Raw genomic sequence first — 19,626 nt, 5'->3', positions numbered from 1 at the left:
GCATCCCGCCCGACGGCCGCGCAGTGGTTTTGTTAGCGACTCTTAGCCGCGCTCTCGATCCAACCAGACACCCAGTCCTTGCGCATTGAGTTCGATATCCGTGCCTAGCCAATGCAGAAGTTCATCGCGGTCACCGCGCCAGCCATGCTTGGCAGTGCGCGCTGCATAGAGCTCGGTCAGGCCTTGCGTGAGTTGTGCATGCCGATCGGTGGCGTCGGCGTTGTGCCTGGCGACGTCGACCATCGCATCGATCATTTCATGCAGCTTGATCGCCAGACGCTCTACGTCTTCGACGCGGCCAAAGTGCGTGAGGTACATCGCCGCGGGCTTCAACTTGAGCAGGCGATTGATCGAATCGTGCAAGGCGTCCGGGTCGAACTGCACGGGTGTGGTGGTGGGCAGGATGAATGGCCCGTTATCCGTATCGAATTCACGGTAGGACAAACCGAAGGTGTCGCCTGTAAAGCAGACATTCGCCCGACTGTCGTAGAGGGCCATATGGTGCTTGGCGTGACCGGGCGTATCGATGCATCGCAAAGACCGGCCGTGCAGATCCACGACGTGACCATCGGGTGCCTCCACGACGCGTGCCTGTGGCACAGGCCGGAGACGTCCATAGGCTTTTTCCATCACTTCCTCGCCGTACACCGCCATGGCGCCGGCCCATAGTTGCGACGGGTCGATCATGTGCCGTGCGCCGCGAGGATGAACGACCAGGCGTGCATTCGGCAGTTGCGCCATCAACTCGCCTGCGCCACCTGCGTGGTCCAGGTGAACATGCGTGAGGATGAGCCAATCGACCTGGGATGCCGAGAGATCCGCCTCGGCAAGTGCCTTCAGGAGGGCGGGTACCGAGTGATTGGTGCCGCAATCGATGAAAGCGCCATGTCCGTCCTGGACGACCAGATAGGCCGCATCGAACCGGGGCCTTACGAAGCCAGTGTCGATCGTAAAAATGCCTTGGATTGCCATGAGGTCGTACGAATGGGAAAGGTCGGAATATAGATCGTTCCAAACTACCGTGTCGCCATTTTGGTGTTCGCTTTTAAGGCGAGTCCGATATTTCTGCGGTAGGACGACTCTTACGATCCGCTTGTCGGCGTTGCCCTCTCCCAAGGAGTTAGCTTCGGCCGGCGGGGATTGAGGGCTTTCCTGATGGCGGGCAGCGAACCGTCGCGTCAGGCAGTCTCAGCATCCGGGCGCCATCTCAGGCCTGTGGAGGGGTCTAGAATGCCATGGCGTCGATGTTTCTGCCGTCTCGCTGCATTTCATTTTCTTCACAAGGCATCGAACTGAATGCCTTACCAGCGAATCATCGGACTGATGAGATAACGATGTCTGAGCCTGTTTACACCCATACTCCGACAGGTCAGCAGGATATTGCTGAGCTGGAGAGACATCAGCAGCGACTGCTATACGGTGGCGGGGCGGTCCTGTCGCTCCTCATCCTGTTGGTCCTGCTGGCGTGGATTCTGCTCAGCATCAACGACTACAAGTCCGATCAGCTGGACGATTTTCGCAAGGCCAAGCTGGCACTCGATTCTGCGTTCATACAGCGCGATACGGGGTATATCCGCACACTGAACATGATCGAGTATGTCTGGCGAAACAGGTCGGCCGAGCTGGTCGCCAAAGGGCAGGCGGATTATCAGAGCTTTGCCGCACACGACGACCAGGCGGTTGTGCAAGCCAGCCACGAAGCCATGCCATGGTTGGTTCTGGGTAGCGCCCTCAATGCGTGGCCGCAAGACAAGGTCGAACGCTATCTGGGGCTTGTCCATGAGTTGTCGGTCATAAGCGGCATCTCGATCACCGAGCGCGCCAAGGAACCGGGAACACTGGGTTATTTCTACGACCCCAGCGAAGCGCTGTTTGCCTTTGGCAGCGGATTGAACGGTCCGCAGCTGCATGCGGCCGCGGAACAAACCGATCGAGCGGCTCTTTTTTCGAAGCTCAAGGCACCGAATATCGATTTCGACAACCTCCAGGCTCTGCGTGATTTGCGACAGGGCAACCCAACGCTTCCCTTCTATGGTGTGGGCATGCCGCAGGTGCTCTCGTCATATGGGAAAAATCCGTCGAATGGTCAGCCGTCGATCATCGGATCACTGGTTGCGATGGATGGCGATACGCCGATCGGCGCCATCGTGATCTACGAGCCGTTGGAGCGATTCATCAGCCAATTGCGCAAAGCTGCACAAAACGACTTTACCGTGATCGCAGAGGATGGCCAGGTTGTCCTCAGTACCCGGCCGCCCGCAGATAGCCGGGAAGTTGCGGTCGCGTTCAAACCATGGCTCGGGATACGGCGGGCTGAAAATACCGCTGTACGGTATCGATCGAACGGTCGTTTCTTTATCGCGGAACGTGTCAGCGGTACCCAATGGACGCTCGTTCGCTCGTACACATGGATGGACATTCTCCGCAACGAAAGCCTGTCCATGCTCACGGCTTGCATCATAGCCGTGGTGCTGCTGATTGCATTGTGGATGTTGCTGATTCGTCAAGACCGAAGCGTATTTGCTCCCGCGCTTGCGCGCGCCAAACGTGTTTATCAGAGCGAGTTGCTCAATCGGACGATGATCGAAACATCGCCGGTTGGATTGTGCGTGATCGCCAAAGATAGTGCGGCGCCGCTGCTTCAAAACGATCTGGTGCGCGGATACGCGGTCAAGATCCCCGATCCGGATACAACGTTCTACCGGCAACTTCTGCAGGATTATGCCGAAGCGGAACACCCGCTGGATGGCCGGCCGGAGGCGCGGGAGTTCGGCTATACGCTGGCAAGCGGCAATGGGGAAGGGCGCCGACATTTGTTGGTGGCCGCGCTGCCGATCATCTATCAGGATCAACAGGCACTGTTCTGCGTGCTTCGCGACGTGACGGCGCGCACCGAGCTGGAAGAAAATCTGCGTCGGGCCAGGCAGGATTCCGAGTCGGCCAGGCAGGCGGCGGAATCGGCAAGCCGGGCCAAATCGTCGTTCGTGGCGATGATGAGCCACGAAATCCGCACCCCTCTCAACGGCATTCTCGGACACCTTGAATTGCTGAGTCGCTCGCAGCTGGAACCCTCTCAGCACGAAAGGCTCGATCGAATCCGTCTTTCCGCGGATACGCTGCTCGCGATCATCAGCGACGTACTCGACTTCTCGCGCATCGAAGCCGGGCAGCTCGACATTGACCCCATACGGTTCGAATTACGCCCGCTGATGGAGCAGACAGCACTGCTTTATGCGCCCGTTGCCCAGCGCAAGGGATTGCGGCTCTATTACGGAGTCGAAGCGGGTTTGGCGCCGGCGTATGTGGCCGATGCGCACCGTATTCGTCAGGTACTCAACAACCTGGTCAGCAACGCGGTCAAATTTACCGAGTCCGGTCGCATCGTATTGCGCGTGCGGCGCGCCGTGGAAGCATCCGGCGAAACCATGCGCTTGCGGTTCGAGATCATCGACTCGGGCATCGGGATGACCGATGAGCAATGCCAACAGATTTTCCAGCCGTTCTCGCAGGCCGATGCCAGCATTTCCAGGCGTTTCGGTGGAAGCGGCTTGGGTTTGACTTTGTGCCAACAGATCAGCGAACTGATGGGCGGCCATATCGAAGTACAAAGCACGCCAGCGGTGGGCAGTGTTTTCTCGTTCGAAGTGCCGGTCATCGAAGATGTCAGCGCCCCGCCTGCCGATCTCAGACCGCTCGCCAAGCGCAAGATAGCGCTGCTTTCGGCGGCGGCCGAGTGGCGTACCGAGGTGGAAACACTTTTGTCCGGGTGGGGCGCAAAGGTCGTGGTGGCCGCGCAGCCCTCCGAACTTGACCTTGACGGCGTTGCAAACGCCGATGCACTCGTCATTTTCGGCGCATGGCGTGCGTGGTCCGACGATGATGAAAAAGCGTTGATCGATCGCGCCGGGCGGGTTGTGCGCGCAACGACGGATGGTCCATTGCTGCCTGAGTTACGCGATGGGTCCTGGTATATATCTTGTTATTCGAGTGCCGCACTGCAAGCCGCCATACTCGAAGCCCATTCCGATCATGTCGCGGAGCGCGAAACGGTCGCACAGGGCCCGCAGAAGGCGCACGCCGTCGAACAACGTGCCAGGGTGTTGCTTGTCGACGACAATCCCGTCAATCGCGAACTGATCCAGCAGCAGCTCGAGACGCTGGGTTATGTCGTCGACGCCGCTGAAGACGGGACGGTGGCGTTGCGCCTGTGGCAGGACGGTCGTTATGGCGTCGTGCTCACGGACATCAATATGCCCCATATGAACGGCTACGAGTTGACGCAGGAACTGCGCCAGCGCGGTGCGTCGGTTCCCATTCTTGCGATCACCGCAACCGCTTTGGCCAGCGAAAAAGCGCGTTGCAAAGACGCGGGTATCGACGATCTTCTGCTCAAACCGCTATCGCTTGAACGTCTTGAAGAAGCCTTGACGCGCCACCTTGCGAGTGTCGCTCAACCGGTATTGGCGCCGGTCAAGCCCGCCTGGGCAGCCAAGTTTCCGGAAAAGGTATGCCGCGTATTCGTCGAATCAGGCACTCGGGATCTGCAGGCCATTCTCGACGCGGCACATGTTAACGACGAAGAAACGATGTTGGCGCGCCTTCATTCGTTGAAAGGTGCGTTGCTTATGTTGGGCGAACAGGATATCGCTGCGCAAAGCGCAACCATGGAAAAAGTTGTTGACGCTTCGGGCATCGATGCGGCATCCGGCATGCTGCGCGATTTTGAAGTGCAGATGCGCATGCTTCTGCAGCGCTATTCGGAAGTGAATTGAGGCCGGTGAATTCCCGCCTTGTTACCGCGCATTTCAGGACAACTGAACATCCCGGTCCGCATAATGCGGACACTGGTAGCCGTCTTCATGCGGGGAGGTCGTCGTAATGATTGCGTCTTCGATCAGGAATTTCGTCTCTGTGCTGGCTGCGGCATGTCTGGCGGTTGTCCAGGCGTCGGCTCAAGACACGACGCCACCCGGTTCGCTGCCCAGCGCAGGACAGGCGCCTGGCATACACATGACACATACGCCCAAGACTGATGCGCTGGTCAACATGCAAGGCATGCACACCATGCCGGCAACGGTTACTCATGCCGACTCCAAGACAGGGATCGTCGACGTGACGACCGAAGGCATGGCTTTACGCGTGCATTTTCCCCCGGCTTCGATGGCGAATCTGAAGGCCGGGGACAAAATCGGCCTCTACATGGCTTACAGCATGGCGACCGTCGTGAAGTGACTTTCGGATGTTGAGTTGCCCGGCATGTCAAGGATAAGCTTGCTGCATGAGTTCGCAGCCTTCCACGCACAAGCGATATGCCGCGCGAAGCGTTCGTGTGCTGGCATGGTTTGCGTGGCTGCTGATGGTGTTGCCCGCTTATGCAACATCAGCCGGTAACGCCCTCGACGTGAACCACACGAGCCCAGCGGCGGGTGAGGCATTCATGGCCGGGCACCATGTCAGCGGCCAGGCGGTCGCTCACGGCCACGATGACGACGGTTGTTGCGGTAAATCGAGCCATGGTGTTTGTCATTGCGATGAGATGTGCGGTGCCGCGTTGTTGCCGTCGGTGCCTTTCGCCGCGCGTACCTCTTCGCCAGCCGGTACCCACTATGCGTCGCTGCCCCGCAGCGAAGCGCCTACGCGCGATCCCATTCCTCCACTGCGACCACCGTCGGTCTGACGGCTCCGCTTGATTTGTCCGCCGGATGAAGCGCGCCTGCGCTCATTCGGGCCGCTTCATTTCGCATGGAGTTGTCCCATGAATTCGCTTTATTCGTCGTCTGCGGCAGTTATGTCGCGGCGGCGTTTCGTCCAGGGGCTCGCCTTGGGTGGTGTGGCGGCTGCCGCGGGCGTACTGCGCTCCGCTCCCGCGCATGCATTCCAGCGGTCTCTCGAACCGACCGTACTTCGCGGCACCGACTTCGCGCTTGAGATCGCCCAGGCATCCGTCAACATCACGGGCAAACCGAGTATCGCCACCGCCGTCAATGGCAGCACGCCAGGACCTATTTTGCGGTGGCGGGAAGGTACACGCGTTCGAGTCAGTGTGACCAACAGGTTGCATGTTCCAACGTCCATTCACTGGCACGGCATGGTTGTGCCGTTTCAGATGGACGGCGTGCCCGGTCTCAGTTTCGGCGGCATTGCTCCTGGCGAGACCTTTGTCTACCAGTTTGACGTCAAGCAATCGGGAACCTACTGGTACCACTCACATTCCGGCTATCAGGAGCAGACCGGCCTGTACGGCGCACTCGTTGTAGAGCCACGGCAGGGGGAGATCCTTGCGGCTGATCGCGACTATGTGGTGATGCTCAACGATTGGACGGACGACGATCCGGCCACGATCTTCGCGCACCTGAAAACACGCAGCGACTACTACAACCTGGCCCAACCCACACTTGCCGATCTCATGCGCGATGCCCATACGATGGGATGGAGCAGGGCGCTGGCCATGCGCAGGATGTGGAACGCCATGCGCATGAATCCCAGCGATCTCAGCGATGTCTCGGCGCTCGCTTATACCTATCTCGTGAATGGCCATGCACCGGCCAGCAACTGGACCGGGTTGTTCAAGCCCGGCGAAAAGATCCGTCTGCGCTTCATCAACGGCTCCGCCATGACGATTTTCGACGTGCGCATTCCCGGCTTGAAGATGACTGTCGTGAGTGCCGATGGCCAGGAGGTCGAGCCGGTTCAGGTGGATGAATTTCGGATAGCGAATGCGGAAACGTACGACGTGATCGTCGAGCCGCAGGACGAGCGTGCCTATACCGTATTCGCGCAATCGATCGATCGCAGCGGTTACGCACGCGGAACGCTGGCGCCGCGCTACGGAATGCAGGCCATAGTCCCCGCGCTCGATGCGCGTGTGTGGCTGGGCATGCAGGACATGATGGGGGGTGCATCGCCCATGCAGCATGGCATGCGCGATAGGGGCGATATGTCGAACATGCCCGGCATGGACAAGATGCCCATGCCGACACCGGCCGAAGCGTCTGCGGCCAACACGGAGCTCAAGACCGGCCTGGGCGTCGACATGCGTGTGCCCCATCCGCGCGTCAATCTGGACGATCCCGGCGTCGGCTTGCGCAACAATGGGCGACGCGTGCTTACCTACGCCGATTTGCACACGAAGGGCGGTCCCATCGACACGCGAACGCCGGGCAGGGAGATCAGGCTTCACCTTACCGGCGACATGGAGCGCTTCATATGGTCGTTCGACGACGTGAAGTTTTCAGACGCCGCGCCCCTGCGTTTCAACTACGGCGAGCGGGTGCGTGTCGTTCTCGTCAATGACACCATGATGAATCACCCGATTCATCTGCATGGCATGTGGAGCGAGCTGGAGGATGCCGATGGGCGTTTCCAGGTGCGCAAACACACCATCAACGTCCAGCCGGGGCAGCGAATCAGCTACGCCGTCACCGCGGACAACGCTGGACGATGGGCTTATCACTGCCACCTGATGTTCCATATGGAAGCGGGCATGTTCCGCGAGGTGGTGGTGGCATGAGCGGGCCTGGCTTTGCGCCTGGAAACGGGTGCCGCGCATGGATGGCATGCATCGCCTGCGGGTTATCCATGACCGCCTCCGCACAGAGCACACCCATGCCTCAGGGCATGTCCACGACTATGGACGGCACGACATCCATGCCCACTTCGCCGGTTCAACCGGCATCGTCTACCTCGTCGGGCGACATTTCGATGAAAAGCATGGAGATGAACGACAACGCATCACACGGCATGCTGCTTATCGATCAGCTGGAATATGCAAGCGGCTACCACGGTAATGGTCCCATGTGGGAGGCGGAGGCGTGGTATGGCAACGACAGCAACAAGTTCTGGCTACGCAGCGAAGGCGAGGGCAGTCAAGGGCGCATCGATAGTGGCGATATCGAGGCGTTATGGAGTCGCCCCGTCTCTTCATTCTGGGATGCGCAGCTGGGCATTCGACACGATCTTGGCATCGGAGCGAAGCGCAACTGGATGGCGTTCGGTGTGGAGGGCCTGGCTCCTTACTGGGTCGACCTGCAGGCTACGGCGTATGCTGGCGAATCAGGCCGTTTCGCTGCGCGCATGCGCGCGGAATACACGCTGCGTTTTACCCAGCGCTGGATGTTGCAGCCCGAGTTCGAGCTCAACGCCTACAACAGGGGCGATGTAACGCAGCAGATTGGCAGTGGCATTTCAACGGCGCAGCTTGGCCTTCGTCTTCGCTACGAAATCAGCCGGCAATGGGCGCCTTACTTAGGGTTGGCATGGACGCGGCGTTTCGGCGGAACAGCCGGCTTTGCACGTGCGGATCACGTGCCTGTCTTCGATCGTCAAATCCTCGTGGGCATTCGCATCTGGTTATAGGATCTTTCATGAACTATCGGATTGTTTATCGCATCGGCCTGTTGGTCGCTCTCATTGCTTTGGCGGTTCTCGGGTTTGCGTGGTCGGGCTTCTACAACATCGGAGCCGATGTGCCGCATTCGCCGTTTACGTATCGGTTTCTGACGATGGTCAGGGAACATTCCGTGCAGCGGCATGCCAAGTCGATCGGTGTTCCCAATCTCCAGGATCCTTCATTGATCCTCAAAGGGGCGGGGCAGTACGCGGCCATGTGCACGGGTTGCCATCTGGCGCCCGGAATGCACGATTCCGAGATACGCGCGGGGCTTTATCCTCAGCCGCCCGATTTGTCGCAGACGCGGGTCGATCCGCGTGAAGCCTTCTGGACCATCAAGCACGGCATCAAGATGAGTGCGATGCCTGCATGGGGCGCCACTCATGACGACATGACCATCTGGAGCATGGTCGCATTCCTGCAGAAACTGCCCTCGATGACGCCTGCTCAGTACAAGGACATCGTCGCCAAGGCACCACCGGATGAGGATATGGACATGGGCGACGGCATGCAGAAGAAATAGCGCTGACCCTGGCCTGCGCGCGCAGGCGTGAGCTGCGGAAGAACGCCGCGCTCATGCTCGTGCGAGGCGCCGGCGCTTTCTCCGCCGAATGTATTTCCAGGTCAGTGTCACCATGGCTGCGAGCACCAATACGACCACCGCCAATTCCGCGGCAAGCAGACGGTACTGGTTGAACATCACATACATCCCGTCTTCTCTGTAGAACCCGTTGAACTTGGCGAGGACGGCGGGCAATCCCATCAGGTCCTGTTTGGTCAGCTGCAGCACGTGCTCGTCGGGGTGATAGTTCGATCCCCATGCAAAGGTGTCGCCATGACTGTCCAATTCGATATGGCCGCCCAGTACGTAGCTCACCGGGCGGTCCCTGACAAAGTCGACCACGCGTCGCGCGCTGGCGATGTCGCTGGCGGTATCGTCAATGATCAAACGCGCAGGCATGAAGAAATCGCCGGAGAAGAACAAGGCGGTATTTCGGTCGTAATAGGAAACATGCGATGGATAATGCCCCGGCGTAGGCAATACATCGATGGTGCGGTCGCCAAGATCAATCTGCGACATGCCGTCGGGCCAGTTGCTGAAGCCGAAAAACTGCTTGACGTGCTCCAGGTCGGTCGGCACCACCTGCACGTGAGGCAACGACTGGAATTGCGGATCGGCCGCACGATGATCCAGATGGCCGTGCGTGTGCACCACAAGCAGCGGCATCCTGGCGTCGGCGTCGCCCGGCAACAGATCCATCACGGTCTTGGCCAGCGGCATCTGCCCTGGGTCGGCCACATCACCGGTGTCGATCAACAGGGCACGTTTGGAGCCTATCAAGAGGTACATGAAAGGCGCCTCGAACGTGGCGCAAGGACTTTCGCGCAGGATGTAGGTCTGCGCGTTATAGCGATACACCTGCAGGGGCGGCTCGGGTGTCTTGCTGCAATCGGCGGCGCCTTCATTCCAGTGCACGTCCATCGAACCTGGAATGGGGTCCGCGCTGGCAGGAAGGCACGTGAAGGCCATGCCAAGCGCCAGCAATACACCATACAGCGATCTCATGCAGAGTCTCCGGGGCAGCAGGGGAGGGTTACGGAGTCGGATGCTGCACCATGGATTAGGGTTTAATGGGCGCATTCATTCGACGATTCCCCGGCATGCCCTCCTGGTTCCCGATGCAAGACGTGCTGTCCGTTCTGTGCGGGTCCGTCGTAGGCTTTTCGCTGGCCCTGATCGGCGGTGGCGGCTCGATATTGGCCGTGCCGATGTTGCTCTATGTGGTCGGTCTGCATGACCCGCACAAGGCCATCGGGACGAGCGCGTTGGCCGTGGCCAGCAACGCCTTTGCCAACCTGATCCCGCACGCGCGTGCGGGGAATGTACGCTGGCCTGCGGCTTTTACGTTCGCCGCGACGGGAGTGATCGGCGCGTTTCTGGGTTCGAGCCTGGGCAAGATCGTCGACGGCCAGCGCTTGCTGATGCTGTTCGCCCTGCTGATGCTGGTGATCGCCGTGTTGATGCTGCGAGGAAGACGCGGGCACGACGGAACGGGCTATCCCCGCAAGCACATGTTTCCACGCCTGGGGCTGGTGGGGCTGGGTGCAGGCGCGCTCGCAGGCTTCTTCGGTATTGGCGGTGGATTTCTCATCGTGCCGGGTCTGGTCCTGGCCAGCGGCATGGCCATGATCGATGCGATCGGCACGTCGCTGTTTTGCGTCGGTGCGTTCGGCGCTACGGCCGCGCTCAACTATGCCGCTTCAGGATTGGTGCAATGGACGCTTGCACTGGAATTCATTGTCGGAGGTATCGCCGGCGGCTGGCTTGGTATGGCGGGTGCTCAAAAATTGTCCAAAACGCGCGGTGCGCTCACTGTTCTGTTCGCCGCCGTCATCGTGGCAGTTGCCCTGTTTATGCTGGCAAAGAGCTTGCTTCACTAGGTTTTGGGGTGGCCCAGGCATTACTAAACGCATCTTTTATGCGTTTTTTTGCATTTGCTAGTTGGCGCCACAGCAATTTTCCCCTACATTCCTGCTCGCCGAGAGGCATTTCAATAACCAATACAACGATGGGGTAGTCCATGGCAAAGACGCAGAAGGCAGCAAAAGGTAAGTCGGCATCCAAAGCCGCCGCCGCTCCGAAGCCGATCAAGGAAGTTTTGAGCAAGTCCGGTCTGGTGGCCCATTTGGCCGAGTCGACAGGTGTTGCATCCAAGGACGTGCGTGCGGTGCTCGCCGCGCTGGAGGGTGCTGCCCACGCCTCGATCCACAAGAAGGGCGCCGGCATGTTCACTCTGCCTGGTCTGCTGAAGATCACCGCCGTCAACGTTCCGGCCAAGCCGAAGCGCAAGGGCATCAATCCCTTCACGAAGGAAGAACAGTGGTTCGCTGCCAAGCCGGCCACCGTGAAGGTCAAGATCCGTCCGCTGAAGAAGCTCAAGGACGCTGCACTCTGATCTTCGCTCCAGGCCGGCTCTTGATGGGCTGGCCTGGAAACCAACGGGATGCGTTACCTTCCGGCAGCGCATCCCGATTTTGTGCTGGTGCACAATCGTGATGTGCGGTGTGTTGCCTAACGACGTCGTAAGACAAAAATCACCGAAGCGGGACGTCCCGTCCCCGGGTGCAAGGGTTCGCGCATCTCGCAAAGATGCCATCCGGAACGCGTAAACAGCGCCACCCAGCTGGCCAATGTTCTGAAATACCATGGAGCAGGCGAGGGGAACGCCGCGCCGAATCCTGTCCAGTTTTCCTGTCTCCAGCCATCGCTGTAGGGATGGTCGCCGCCTGCGACAAGCGGGTGCACGGTCTGAATCACAAAGCGTCCGCCTGCTTCGAGCAGCGATGCCACGGCGGGCATCAGGCGTTCCACGGAATCCTTCCCGAGCAGGGCGAAATTGCACGCCACGGTATCGGCCCGCAGTGACAGGCGTCCAGCGATGATGTCCTCGTAGGACGCCAACCGGAAATCGCCACCCGCCGCCCGGGCTTGTGCGACCAGATCCGACACCGCGTCGACCCCCAAGGCACGTACCCTGCGCGCGGCAAGCGCGCGCACCAACCAACCTTCGCCGCAGCCCAGATCGAGCACGAAACGTGGCTCGCCATCCAGGATGACATCGATGATGGCGCCATCGGTCACCATGCGCCGACTTTCGATATGCCCGTCTCTTACGCTGTGTGTCCACGCGTAAGCGTTCCGTTCCCAGCTGGGCAAAATGGTGTGCTCATTGTCCAGATCGTCGTGAGCCGTCGACATGCCATGGCCTCGGAGGTTGATCGCGCGGACATCCTAGCTTTTTTGCCGGGGCGCGATGGTGCCGCTTTTGAGTTATGAAGAGCCGTATGTCACGAACGGGTCGGGGTCGGGACAGAGTCGCATGCAGGCATCTACACCCTCCGCCGCAGCGATCGCGATGCCGCGCTGGAAGCGTCACCGGCCATGCTGCCTTGGAGGCGCCACCGGATATCTACATCAACCTTTATCCCAAGGTGGAAATCGATCGTTCAGGGGCCGATTTCGCGCGCGTATTGCGCGCAACCGCAGACAACGACGTTCCCGGCAGCTTCATGCACAACTGCGGCACTGAAGCGGAAGTGTGGTGCGCATCCAAAACATCGAACGCATCCGCGAAGAGATGGATGAACGCAAGCGCAAGGGTGAGAAGCGTCGCTGACGCAATCCGGGGCCTTTAAAGCAAAGGCAAATGACCGTGGTCAAGTGAACGTAAAGTGTGCATGGTTTGATGTTTAGCCGTCCGTTTGCGTTGGCTGTTTGCCCACCCGCATCCGATGCGACAGGAGCAGCTCCCACTTCCGCATCGGCGAACTCCGTGCTATTACGCACGCAGCCATCGGGTACAGGGGCAGTCGTGCAAGGGGGACCCATGGCAGCAAGGCGTCGGACGAGGGAAGTCCGCAGCAATCCTCGCATGTGTGATTCGCTAGTTACTTCATTGATGGGAGACGACCATGTTCAAGCGACTGTCTGCTGAGTTTTTTGGAACCTTTTGGCTGGTACTTGGAGGCTGTGGCAGTGCAGTGCTCTCCGCCGCCTTCCCAAGCTTAGGTATAGGCTTCCTGGGCGTGGCGCTGGCGTTCGGCCTTACGGTGGTGACGATGGCCTACGCCTGTGCCGGCATTTCCGGTGCGCATTTCAATCCAGCCGTCACAGTCGGCCTTTTCGCCGGTGGACGTTTCAGCGGCAAGGATGTCGTTCCCTATGTCGTTGCGCAGGTCATCGGAGGCATCGCCGCGGCGGCGGTGTTGTACGTGATCGCCAGCGGCAAGGCCGGGTTCGATGCGACGACGAGCGGCTTTGCGTCCAATGGTTATGGCGAGCATTCGCCGGGCGGGTTTTCGCTGCCGGCCTGCATGATGAGCGAGTTCGTGCTCACCGCGATGTTCCTCATTGTCATTCACGGCTCGACCGATCGCCGGGCACCTGCCGGGTTCGGCCCGCTGGCCATCGGCCTGACCCTGACCGTGATTCACCTGATCAGCATCCCGGTCACCAATACGTCGGTCAATCCGGCGCGCAGCACCGGTGTGGCGCTGTTCCAGGGCACCTGGGCCGTTCAGCAGCTGTGGATGTTCTGGGTCGTGCCGCTGATCGGCGGCGCCGTGGGCGGCCTCATTTTCAAGTTTTTGCTGGCGGAAGACACCGCCAAGTCCTGACCACCGGAAATAGGTCGAGGCGGGTGCCCTCCGCAGGCCACCCGCCTCATTCTGGCTGGCGTAAACTGCTTGCAATCGCTGCCTGCCACCCCAAAGTGGCGCACATCGAGTAACACGAGAATCCCGCCAGAGGGTCACGACCGTGACGCATACGATTGTCGAGTTGATTGCGGAATACGGCGTACTGCTGGTCTTCCTCAATGTGCTGGTGGAGCAGGCCGGTGCTCCGCTTCCGGCCGTGCCAACGCTGGTGGTAGCCGGCGCATTGATCTCGGCCGGCAAACTGCCGTTGGTCCCGGTGTTGCTGGTGGCGTTGATTGCCTGTCTGCTGAGCGACCTGGTCTGGTACTGGGCAGGACGTCATTTCGGGGCGGCGGTGCTGCGCACGCTGTGCCGCATTTCGCTTTCGCCCGATTCCTGCGTGAAGCAGTCCGAACTGCGTTTCCAGCGCTGGGGCGGGCAGATCCTGCTGATCGCCAAGTTCGTGCCGGGGCTTTCCACCATTGCGCCGCCGATGGTGGGCGCGTTGAAGCTCCGGCCGCATGTATTCCTATTTCTCGACGGCCTCGGTTCGCTGATCTGGGCCGGTGTGATGGTCGGATTGGGCTATGTCTTCGCGCAGCAGATCGATCACGTGCTCATGATGCTGGCGAGCGCCGGCATCGTCGCCATCGAATTCGTCGGCGCGCTGTTGATGGCCTATATCCTCGTGAAGTGGTGGCAACGTCGGCGTTTGTTGCTGTCGCTACGCCTGGCGCGCATCACGGTCGATGAATTGCACGGGATGATCGAGGGCGGCGAGGAACCGGTCGTGGTGGATGTGCGTTCGCAAGCCACCCGCGTCGTCGACAATCGAATCATCCCCGGCGCCGTGATGGTTAATCTCGGCGGCATCGAACAGGAACTTGACCACGTGCCGATCGACCGGGCCGTGGTGATCTACTGCAGTTGCCCGAATGAAGTGTCCGCCGCAAAGGCCGCAAAGACCCTGATGATGCAGGGTTATCGCCGCGTGCGTCCCCTGTTGGGCGGTCTGGACGCGTGGGCCGATGCGGGCTACGAGATTCAATTCTTGCCTGCTACGGAAAATATCGACCTGTCGAGCGTAACGATAGCGTCAGGGCATGCCCGCTGACGCTATCGCGCAACACTCATTAACCTTCCAGAATCGCGGCGACACCCAGGCCGCCCGCTGCGCACACCGAGATCAGCGTACGACCCGAGCGGCCGGTTGCCGCGCGATGTTCGGCAAGCTGTTTCGCCGCCGCGGCAACGATGCGCGCGCCGGTTGCCGCAAACGGATGTCCCAGGCCCACGGAACCGCCGTTGACATTCAGGCGGCTGCGATCGATGGAGCCGAGTGCGCCATCCAGCCCCAGTCGTTCACGGCAATAAGCGTCGCTTTCCCAGGCCTTGAGCGTACAAAGCACCTGGCCGGAAAAAGCCTCGTGGATTTCGTAGTAGTCGAAATCGGCAAGCGAGAGATTGTTGCGCTTGAGCATGCGCGCAACGGCGTAAGCGGGTGCCATAAGCAAACCGTCGGCCTGTTCCGTGAAGAAGTCGACTGCCGCTGTTTCGACATCGACAAACCATGCCAACGGCTGATGACGGTTGGCAACCGCCCAGGCTTCGCTCGCCAGCAGCACACTGGATGCGCCATCGGTAAGCGGCGTGGAATTGCCTGCCGTCAGTGTGCCGAATCCCGAGGTTTTGTCGTAAGCGGGAGCGAGCTTGGCGAGGCGTTCCTTCGACGTATCCGGGCGAAGAATGCCATCGCGTTCGAGGCCGCCGAATGGTGTCACGAGGTCTTTGTAGAAACCGCGCTCATATGCGGCCAGACCATTGCGATGGCTGGCCAGGGCGAGCGCGTCCTGCTCCTCGCGGCTGATGTTCCATTCGCGCACCATGCGTTCAGTGTGCTGGCCCATCGACAGGCCGGTGCGCGGCTCGTCGACGTCTGCGACGGACGGCTTCAACATGGCGGGGCGAAACGTACTCCACGCCTTGAAGCGCTGCAGGGCAGTGCGCGCCGCCGACAGCTCGCGGAACAGCGAACGCTGTCCATCCGATACAGCAAGCGGTACATCCGAAGCGGAGTCGACACCGCCCGCAATACCCACCTCGATCTGACCCAGCGCAATCTTGTTGGCGACGGCGACCGTCGCCTGCACCGACGTTGCGCACGCCTGCTGCAGATCGTAGGCGGGCGTTTGCGGCGAAAGGCCGCTGCTCAACGTGCTTTCGCGCGTCAGATTGAAGTCTTTCGCGTGCTTGAGCACCGCACCGCCGACCACTTCGCCGATGCGCTTTCCCTGAAGATTGAAACGGCGCACCAATCCGGTGAGCGCCTGGGTGAACATCTGCTTGTTCGAGAGATCTTTGTATGCCGTGTTGTAACGGGCAAAGGGAATACGATCGCCGCCAAGAATGGCGACACGTTGAATGGTTTTCATGGGAATCACCGTGGGGTAGGGGTTCCGTGTCGAATCAGGCACGTTGATCGCGCAGATAAGCAGAAGGCGACAAGGCGAAGCTGGCCTTGACCTGTTGGGAGACGCCGTCGGCCAGGACTTCTTCGTCGCCGTTCTGCAAACCTTCGATCACACGCTGTGCAATGTCTTCGGCACTGCTCTTCGGACCTGTGAGGTTTTTGACCATGTCGGTATCGATCAATCCGGCATGCACGCCGACAACCAGCGTTCCCTGATCACGCAGTTCGTTGCGCAGCCCATTCGTCAGCGCCCATGCCGCGGCCTTGGAGATGGAATAGGTGAGCGTGTGCGGGCGGCTCAGCCAGCTCAACACGGAAAGCATGTTGACGAGGGCACCGCCACCGTTGGCGCTCAGCACGGGCGCGAACGCGCGACTGACATTCAGGATGCCCCACATGTTGGTGTCGAGCTGGGCGCGCAATGCCTTTTCGCTTTCCTCGTCAAACAGCGTGCTACCGATCATGGCGATGCCGGCGTTGTTGACGACGATGTCCACGTCATTGCACAGCGCCGCGGCGGCGGCAACGTCCTCGGGCGAGGTGACATCGAGCTTCACCGGAACGACGCCAGGCAGGGTGACGGTGGAGGGGTCGCGTGCGCCGGCGTACACCTTGCGCGCGCCGGCAGCGAGCAGCGCTTTCGCATAAGCCGTGCCGAGGCCGCGGTTGGCGCCGGTTACGAGGGCAGTTTTGCCTTGGATATTCATGATGCGTGATCTCGTCGTGTTGGGGAGGGGCGCTGGCCACAAAAAAAGTGGCCGGGGAGTCTTTACATGATGGTCGTCATATAATATGATGGCCATAATTCAATTGCAACCTTTGCAGGTTCAACTCTTCGAGGAGCCACCCATGCGCTATGAAAAAGGACATAAAGAAGCCACGCGCCAACGCATCATCGAAACGGCTGCCGCGCGTTTCCGAAAGGAAGGCATCGCTGCCGTCGGCGTCGCCAACCTGATGAGCGACCTCGGCTTGACGCAGGGTGGTTTCTATAACCACTTCGAGTCGAAAGATGACCTTGTTCGCGAAGCGCTCGCAACAGGACTGGAACGCACGCGCGAGCGTCTGCGCAAATCAAGCGGCCAGAGCAGCAGCGAACGAACGCAAGATCTGGTTGATGGCTACCTGAGCACGCATCACCGCGACAACGTGGCGAGCGGATGCATGCTGACCACGGTCGCCATTGAAGCAGGGCGCAGCGAAGGGCCTGTGCGCGAGCAGCTGACCGAAGGCATCAGCGAGATGGTCAAGCTGGTGGGTTCGGTGCTCGACGAATCGCTCAAACCCAGGCAGCGCGAGATGAAAGCGATGTCCGTGGTGTCCAGCATGGTCGGCGCGATGATCCTTGCGCGCGCGGTCGATGACGCGCAGATGTCCGACCGCATTCTGGAAGCCGGCCGCCGTGCCGCCATCGCTGCCGTGGATTCGGCAGCCTCATAGCCTTCATGCCGGTATGCAGCTGTGGATACCTCCGTAACCCGCAAACACCTCACTGAAGCGCTCGCGTCGGCATCCCGGCGCGGCGCGACTGCCAAGCAGGCAGGCGCGCGCCGCTCGGCCACGCGCGATCATCACGAACACGTTGCCCACGCGCTGGTGCGCACCTCGTCGGCCTTCAAGCGGCTCACGACGCAGCGCATGAAAGAAGAATTCGCCATCACGGGCATCCAGGCCGAAATCCTGATGTTGCTGGCGACCGCGCCCGCCATGCTGGGCAACGATCTGGCCGCGGTCGTCGGCGTCAACGCCAGCACGGTCAGCCATGCGCTGGACGGCATGGAAAAGTCCGGCCTGCTCACGCGCATGCGCTGTACGGAAGATCGCCGCGTCGTGCGCATTGCGCTGACCGAACGCGCCAAGCGCATGGCTCGGCGCACGATCGACATCACTCGACACATTCTCGATGCCATCACTCGCGGCATCAGTCAGTCGGATCTCAAGGCACTGCAGCGCGGCCTGAAGCAGATGGCAGACAACTGCCAGACGCACGCACATTCCCCCAAGCAACGTCGCGATGCGCGCATCAAGCGGACCCCGTGACGTCGCCTGTCCACGTATCGCTCCCTTAGGCATATCACTCATGAACCGTTCGACTCTTCGTGTCTTTGCATCGCCGCGTCGTTCCCTGCGCGTCATGGCTGTGACCTTGCTTGCCACGGCGCTCGCGGCGTGCGTGAACTATCGCGGCATTCACAGCGACAGCCATCCGGCTTCGGTTACCGATTACCCGGCTTCCGCGAGCATACCCACGCAAGGCGGCGCATGGCCGGCCATGGACTGGTCCGCACGGTTCGGCGATCCGCAACTCACTGCGTTGATCCAGGAAGCCGTTGCCAACAGTCCGACGCTTGCCCAAGCCAAGGCGCGTGTCGCCAAGGCATCCGCGTATGTGCAACAAGCCGACGCCGCCACCGGCCCCAGCGCCGACGTCAAATACGCGTTCACGCACGAGCACTTGAGCGGAAATACGTTTCTGCCACCGCCGATCGGCAACAGCACGCAGAACGAAAGTTCGTTGATGCTGGGTGCCTCGTACGACCTGGATATCTGGGGCAAAAACCACGAGGCGCTTCGCTCGGCGATCTCAGACCGCAAAGCGGCGGAAGCCGAAGAGCAGCAAGCCCGCCTGATCCTGTCGACATCGGTGGCGCACGCTTATGTGCATCTTGCGCTCTTGTATGCACTGCGCGATGTCGCGCAGAACGAGGTTGCCAGCCGCGTGACGATTGGTTCGCTGACGCAGGAGCGCGTCAAGACCGGGCTCGACAACGAGGTCGAAAGCCGCACCGTGGACGTTACGATCGATGCGACGCAGACCGACGTGTCGGAACTCGACGGCCAGATCGCCACCACGCGTTACCAATTGGCAGCGCTGCTCGGCAAAGGTCCCGATCGCGGTTTGCAGATCGCGCGTCCGGTGCTGATGGATGCGCCGGACGACACACTGCCAAACAATCTTCCCGCCGATCTCCTTTCGCGTCGCCCCGACGTCGTCGCTGCGCACTGGCGCATCGATGCAACGAAACACGGCGTGAAAGTGGCGAAGGCCGATTTCTTCCCGGATATCAATCTGGCTGCCGCGTTCGGCTACGACGCGTTTGGTTGGGGGCGTCTCTTCAATGCCAGCAGCCGACAGCTGCAGGCGGGACCGGCCATCCATTTGCCGCTCTTCGACGGCGGTGCGTTGCGCGCGCAGCTCAAGGATCGCTATGCCGACTACGACACGGCCGTCGCGGCCTACGACCAGACATTGATCAGTGCGCTCAATGATGTGGCAACCCAGGTTGCCGAGATCCGCGCGGTCGAACAGCAGCAGACCACGGCACAGCGCGCCTATGAAGCGAGCCGCCGCGCTTACGACCTGGAAATCATTCGTTACAAGGCCGGGCTCGACCCGCAACTGCAAGTGCTGTCGTCCGACGTTGCGCGTCTGGAGCAAAGCCAGCGCGTCGCCACGCTGCGCATGCAGCGGCTCGATGCGCAGGTGTCTCTGATCCAGGCGCTGGGTGGCGGTTATGCCTCATCCGACGACGTCGCCATCGTCGAGCACGGCGGCACGACTCCCTGA

General features: G+C 60.5%; 17 protein-coding genes and 1 pseudogene. 13 read left to right on the top strand and 5 right to left on the bottom strand.

The genetic code is table 11. The annotated features are described in order from the left end of the window. Window positions 1-42: 42 nt before the first annotated feature. Entirely contained in the window at window positions 43-972 is a 930-nt protein-coding gene (locus DWU99_RS03060) for an MBL fold metallo-hydrolase (RefSeq protein ID WP_115476507.1), read from the bottom strand. A gap of 362 nt (window positions 973-1,334) precedes the next feature. On the opposite strand from DWU99_RS03060, the gene DWU99_RS03055 reads away from it, so the two are divergent. The 6 genes and pseudogenes from DWU99_RS03055 to DWU99_RS03030 all read left to right on the top strand — a co-directional run. Continuing rightward, a complete protein-coding gene (locus DWU99_RS03055; RefSeq protein WP_158543223.1) occupies window positions 1,335-4,772 on the top strand; it encodes a response regulator in 3,438 nt (1,145 codons plus the stop codon). Between the two features lie 106 nt (window positions 4,773-4,878). Then, on the top strand, window positions 4,879-5,232 hold the full coding sequence (locus DWU99_RS21155) for a hypothetical protein (protein WP_233510838.1): 354 nt from the start codon (window positions 4,879-4,881) through the stop codon (window positions 5,230-5,232). Between the two features lie 46 nt (window positions 5,233-5,278). Further along, window positions 5,279-5,677 (top strand): hypothetical protein, encoded by a 399-nt coding sequence (locus DWU99_RS03045; protein WP_115476505.1) that lies wholly within the window; start codon window positions 5,279-5,281, stop codon window positions 5,675-5,677. Window positions 5,678-5,755: 78 nt separating this feature from the next. Further along, entirely contained in the window at window positions 5,756-7,510 is a 1,755-nt protein-coding gene (locus tag DWU99_RS03040) for a copper resistance system multicopper oxidase (protein ID WP_115476504.1), read from the top strand. A 68-nt stretch (window positions 7,511-7,578) separates the two neighbouring features. Continuing rightward, window positions 7,579-8,355, top strand: a complete 777-nt coding sequence (locus DWU99_RS03035; RefSeq protein ID WP_233510836.1) for a copper resistance protein B — start codon at window positions 7,579-7,581, stop codon at window positions 8,353-8,355. Window positions 8,356-8,363: 8 nt separating this feature from the next. Further along, window positions 8,364-8,894 (top strand): annotated as a pseudogene (locus DWU99_RS03030) (c-type cytochrome); the annotation flags it as partial. Window positions 8,895-8,963: 69 nt separating this feature from the next. On the opposite strand, the gene DWU99_RS03025 reads toward DWU99_RS03030, so the two are convergent. Further along, entirely contained in the window at window positions 8,964-9,956 is a 993-nt protein-coding gene (locus tag DWU99_RS03025; protein WP_158543222.1) for an MBL fold metallo-hydrolase, read from the bottom strand. Between the two features lie 95 nt (window positions 9,957-10,051). Between DWU99_RS03025 and DWU99_RS03020 the strand changes: the two genes are divergently transcribed. Then, a complete protein-coding gene (locus tag DWU99_RS03020) occupies window positions 10,052-10,831 on the top strand; it encodes a sulfite exporter TauE/SafE family protein (protein WP_233510835.1) in 780 nt (259 codons plus the stop codon). Window positions 10,832-10,971: 140 nt separating this feature from the next. After that, on the top strand, window positions 10,972-11,346 hold the full coding sequence (locus DWU99_RS03015; protein WP_115476500.1) for an HU family DNA-binding protein: 375 nt from the start codon (window positions 10,972-10,974) through the stop codon (window positions 11,344-11,346). Window positions 11,347-11,462: 116 nt separating this feature from the next. Here the strand turns inward: DWU99_RS03015 and DWU99_RS03010 are convergent, their stop codons facing one another. Continuing rightward, window positions 11,463-12,149 (bottom strand): methyltransferase domain-containing protein, encoded by a 687-nt coding sequence (locus DWU99_RS03010; protein ID WP_115476499.1) that lies wholly within the window; start codon window positions 12,147-12,149, stop codon window positions 11,463-11,465. Between the two features lie 713 nt (window positions 12,150-12,862). Between DWU99_RS03010 and aqpZ the strand changes: the two genes are divergently transcribed. Together aqpZ and DWU99_RS02995 are read left to right on the top strand one after the other, a co-directional pair. Then, a complete protein-coding gene (gene aqpZ, locus DWU99_RS03000; RefSeq protein WP_115476498.1) occupies window positions 12,863-13,567 on the top strand; it encodes an aquaporin Z in 705 nt (234 codons plus the stop codon). Between the two features lie 142 nt (window positions 13,568-13,709). Beyond that, window positions 13,710-14,702: a DedA family protein/thiosulfate sulfurtransferase GlpE gene (locus tag DWU99_RS02995; protein WP_115476497.1), complete on the top strand. Its 993-nt coding sequence runs from the start codon at window positions 13,710-13,712 to the stop codon at window positions 14,700-14,702. A gap of 19 nt (window positions 14,703-14,721) precedes the next feature. Here DWU99_RS02995 and DWU99_RS02990 read toward each other — a convergent pair whose 3' ends face one another. Together DWU99_RS02990 and DWU99_RS02985 are read right to left on the bottom strand one after the other, a co-directional pair. Continuing rightward, window positions 14,722-16,020: an acetyl-CoA C-acetyltransferase gene (locus DWU99_RS02990; protein ID WP_115476496.1), complete on the bottom strand. Its 1,299-nt coding sequence runs from the start codon at window positions 16,018-16,020 to the stop codon at window positions 14,722-14,724. Between the two features lie 34 nt (window positions 16,021-16,054). Beyond that, complete coding sequence (locus tag DWU99_RS02985; RefSeq protein ID WP_115476495.1) at window positions 16,055-16,765, bottom strand: SDR family oxidoreductase; 711 nt, start codon at window positions 16,763-16,765, stop codon at window positions 16,055-16,057. A gap of 142 nt (window positions 16,766-16,907) precedes the next feature. Here DWU99_RS02985 and DWU99_RS02980 point away from each other — a divergent pair, with 142 nt between their 5' ends. The 3 genes from DWU99_RS02980 to DWU99_RS02970 are packed head-to-tail and all read left to right on the top strand — an operon-like array spanning window position 16,908 to window position 19,626. Then, window positions 16,908-17,498, top strand: a complete 591-nt coding sequence (locus tag DWU99_RS02980; RefSeq protein ID WP_158543221.1) for a TetR/AcrR family transcriptional regulator — start codon at window positions 16,908-16,910, stop codon at window positions 17,496-17,498. Between the two features lie 21 nt (window positions 17,499-17,519). Continuing rightward, window positions 17,520-18,098, top strand: a complete 579-nt coding sequence (locus DWU99_RS02975) for a MarR family winged helix-turn-helix transcriptional regulator (protein ID WP_115476493.1) — start codon at window positions 17,520-17,522, stop codon at window positions 18,096-18,098. Window positions 18,099-18,138: 40 nt separating this feature from the next. Then, window positions 18,139-19,626, top strand: coding sequence for an efflux transporter outer membrane subunit (locus tag DWU99_RS02970; protein ID WP_158543220.1), 1,488 nt, complete (start codon window positions 18,139-18,141; stop codon window positions 19,624-19,626).

The sequence above is a fragment of the Dyella psychrodurans genome, from assembly GCF_003363265.1.
GTDB lineage: Bacteria > Pseudomonadota > Gammaproteobacteria > Xanthomonadales > Rhodanobacteraceae > Dyella_B > Dyella_B psychrodurans.
This window is presented reverse-complemented; position numbering and strand designations above follow the sequence as displayed.